The 3,538-nt window shown below is 69.6% G+C and carries 5 protein-coding genes; all 5 read right to left on the minus strand.

The window, feature by feature from the left end; translation table 11 throughout:
- Positions 1-235 (minus strand): twitching motility protein PilT (locus tag M3Q23_00850; protein MDP9340660.1); only part of this gene is annotated, 235 nt, incomplete at its 3' end.
- Complete coding sequence (locus tag M3Q23_00855; protein ID MDP9340661.1) at positions 223-447, minus strand: hypothetical protein; 225 nt, start codon at positions 445-447, stop codon at positions 223-225. The genes M3Q23_00855 and M3Q23_00850, both read right to left, overlap by 13 nt.
- Positions 448-817: 370 nt before the next feature.
- A complete protein-coding gene (locus M3Q23_00860) occupies positions 818-1,765 on the minus strand; it encodes a cation diffusion facilitator family transporter (GenBank protein ID MDP9340662.1) in 948 nt (315 codons plus the stop codon).
- Positions 1,766-2,363: 598 nt separating this feature from the next.
- Entirely contained in the window at positions 2,364-2,909 is a 546-nt protein-coding gene (locus M3Q23_00865) for a hypothetical protein (GenBank protein ID MDP9340663.1), read from the minus strand.
- 10 nt (positions 2,910-2,919) lie between these two features.
- Complete coding sequence (locus tag M3Q23_00870) at positions 2,920-3,363, minus strand: hypothetical protein (protein ID MDP9340664.1); 444 nt, start codon at positions 3,361-3,363, stop codon at positions 2,920-2,922.
- Between the last annotated feature and the right edge of the window lie 175 nt (positions 3,364-3,538).

Here is a 3,538-nt window from a genome sequence, read left to right on the forward strand (position 1 = left end):
CGCAGAGTTCGCCGGCCGATTTGGCCAGGGGCTCATCCAGGGGCTCCACCCAGGAGGCCTTCACCACCTGGTGAAGGCGAGCCTGACGAGGCGTGCGCCAGGCTTGGGCCAGGGCCGGCGCCGGGATAACCGGGACAACTCCCCGGACAACGGCCTCTTTCAAGAAGGCCCAGAATGCCCGGTCATTGCGGTCGGCAGCGATCAGCGCCCCCGTGTCCAGGGTCAGGCCCGCCACTTCGACCTCACACGATCCAGCTCCTTCTCGGTGATGGGACCCTGCTCGGCTTCCCACTCCTCGAGGAGCTTCCGGCCCTCCTCCAGCTTGAGCCTGTGCTCTACGGCCCCGGCCACGAAGGACGAAAGGCTCTGGCCCGTCGCCTCGGCCGCTTGGCGCGCTCGCTCAGCCAGCGCCGGTTCGAACGAGAGGGACAGCTTCGCTACGGTCACGAGGCCATCCTACCACGGTAGGATAGCCTCCTGCTGGCAGGGCTCCCTTCCACGCGTTTCCGCAGGTCACGAACCGATCGGAGTATTTGCACCCCACGGGCAGCCGAATAGATGAAGGCTGGAGCGTCTTTGCCGGGTTCTGCCGAGCGGATCGCCCCAGGACGAGCTCAAACAGGATGCCGTGCTCCTCGCGACGCCGCCGGTTCTCTTCGATCCAGGCCATAAACCGATCCCGCTCGACCTTCGGGACCTGCACGGTGCGCCAGCAGACGATCATCGGGTCCCTCCTGCTGTCTCGGGACCTTCGCGACACAATGCCCCTCCTCTTTGCCCGCCCCCACTGCGGGCAGCGGAGCCCGCGACCGAACGCCTACAGGACGCCGTTCGAGACCCTCGGCGCGGCCTCGATGACCGGTGCCGGTTCTACGAGCACCTCTCGCACGTCCGGAACCTCCGTGCGCACGACTTCCTGCACCCGATGGGCAACGTCGTGCGCTTCCACGAACCCCATCGTCGCGGGGAGACGGACGAGGACACGCGCCTCGACCTCGCGGCCGAGCCAGCGGGCCCGGACGTCGCTCACCTCAACGACGCCGGGGATCTTCTCGGCGACGGCGCGGATGGCCTCCGCCACTTCCTCGTCGTTCTCGTCCATGAGACGAGATGCAACGTCCTTGGTGGCATCGATGCCGATGTGGATGATGAGCAGGGTGATGGCGAACCCGGCGATCGGGTCGGCGACCCGCCAGCCAAGGGCCACCCCGATCAGGCCCGCGAGTGCCCCCGCGGAGGCGATGGCGTCCAGCCAGGAGTGGCGCGCGTCGACGATCAGCGGGGCACTCTTGATCTCGCGTCCCACGCGGCCCTTGTAGCGGGCGACGACCTGGTTACCGGCGATGCCAATGGCGGCGGCAAGCATGCCCAGAGTGAGGTGAGTGGTGCCTCGGCCGGACACTAGCTTTTCGTACGACTGCCACCCGGCGAGCCCGGCGCTTGTCCAGATGGCGAGGAGGATGACAATGCCGGCCAGATCCTCCGCTCGCCCGAACCCGTACGGGTAGCGGCCGGTCGGCTGCTTCCTGGAGGCCCGGAAGCCGAAGTACACGCCGACCGTCGTGAAGACATCGCCGAGGTTGTGCAGCGCGTCGGACAGCAGCGCCACGCTGCCGGACAGAACGGTGATGAAGAGCTCGAAGGCACTTGTGGCGAGGAGCCCGAGCGACGAGAAAATGATCGCTCTCATCGCCCGTCGCCGATTGGCCTCGTCCTGACCGGAGCTGGCGAGATACACCACGTCGCCCTGGGGCTTGTGCGTCACGTGCCAATCCTACCGACCTGAACTTGCTGCACACCCGCCTGGGGTCCGGCACATCGTCCTGGCGGCGACGCCGGCCGGACACGCGTTCGGGCTCCACACCTTGCCGGCGGCCGCCTGGTCCGTGATATCAGCCAGCGGAGGTGATGGCCGCCCAGCACTGCTCCTATCCCACCGTTGCAACATGGCTCGGCGTAGCCGGCCAGGCGAGCGGGTCCACCCGGGACGCCCCGGGCGTTCCCGGCCCGGACCGTGGCGGAGCCACTTGAACGGGTGCTGCTCCCGGACCCTGATCTCCGCCGCTGCCCTGGCCTCGGCCTCGGCCCTGCGGACGGCCCGCGCCCAGTGGCCCGGCTCATGACCCGCCCGGAACCCAATGGACGCGCCGGTCGCACATTTGGCAGTCCCCATCGGAACGGGGGTCCGGCGCGGCGTCTCCGACAGCAGAAATCGAGGAGCTGGGCGCTCTCCAAGACCTCGGACAGCCCCTCGTGTGCGCGCTCGTGCTCCTGGGTCTTGGCCACTGTCATCACTCCTGCCGGCGGGCCTCGTCCTTGGCGCTCACCGCGCGGTTCCGCCGGCCGCGCCGGCGCCAGACCCCTCAGGCCATCAGCTCGAACCACCCCTCCGCGGAGAGGGGCACGCCTTCACGGATCACCGCGAGGATGGGCCGACCGTCCACGATCACGTCGACCTCCTCGGCCGTGGAGACTCCGCCAGGGGAACGGCGCCGGCTCAGCTGCACGGTGATCGACTCCGGATCGAAGCCTGGCTCCAACCGGACTGCGCTCACGGTCCCGCCCAACCCTCCCACCCGGCGGTCGAGCACCAGCAGCGAACTCGGGGAGACAGACCACACGGCGGTCGCCCCGTCCACCCTCTCCGTTCGGTCGGCTGCCGGCCCGCGAATGCTGACCTCGACGCCGCCGGCGGCGGGGACGGCGATCACCTCCGCGCCCTCCACGTCCACCGACCGGAATCGCACCAGGTTCCAGTCCCCGTCCACCACGTGGTCGACCACGAACAACTCCGGGCCTTCCGGTTCGTGGACCCGGCCGAAGTAGCGCCACCCCATGGGACCCGGCGCCGCGACGAAGGACTCCCTCAGCTCCTTCGAGCGGTGCCAGAGCCGGTATACACCCTGCATGACTGCGCCGTCACACCCAGCCGGGGGCGTCCCGTCCGGCGGCCCGGTGGAACTCGGCGATCACCCGACGGGCCGACTCCACGGCCCACCGGGCTTCCTCGGGTCCGACCGCCCGGGGGGCCTCGGGCGGAGGGGAGGTGGACCGGCGGTCAAACCGCTCCGGGTCCCCCCCGTATCCGACCACCGCGTCACGGAGGGCCTGGAGCCGCTCGAGGTCGGGAGCGGCCTCCAGCTGGCGTCCGATGGTTCGCTCGCACAGGTCGTGCCACTTGGGGAGGAACCGGGCCCGGTAGTTGAAGCTGCCGATGGTCTCGCCGCCCAGGCGGTTCACCATCGCCTCCAGCGCGGCGTGGGCGGCGAGGACCGCCAGTGCCGCGTGGTCGACATCTTCCTCTCGGGCCCGGCCGGCCATCTCCTCGGCCAGCTCCAGCAGGCGCCCCGGCTCGATCCCCATGTCCACCATCCCTCGACCGTCGTCACCCCATTCTCGCAAAGGGCACAGAAGCTATCTGAACGAGCGGAGCGTCTCAGCGGCCTCGGGGTAGGACCGTGAGAGCTGGTCCACGTCTCCGAGCTCCACGTCGGGCGGCTCCACGCCGGGCCACTCCGTGCTCGCCCCGAGGAACCAG

It is taken from the genome of Actinomycetota bacterium (genome assembly GCA_030774015.1).
Taxonomy (GTDB): domain Bacteria; phylum Actinomycetota; class UBA4738; order UBA4738; family JACQTL01; genus JALYLZ01.

Bases quoted from the DNA above. Each gene is read 5' to 3' on its own strand.
- M3Q23_00865 (MDP9340663.1), bottom strand. From the start codon at position 2,909: ATGCAGGGTGTATACCGGCTCTGGCACCGCTCGAAGGAGCTGAGGGAG.
- M3Q23_00870 (MDP9340664.1), bottom strand. From the start codon at position 3,363: ATGGGGATCGAGCCGGGGCGCCTGCTGGAGCTGGCCGAGGAGATGGCC.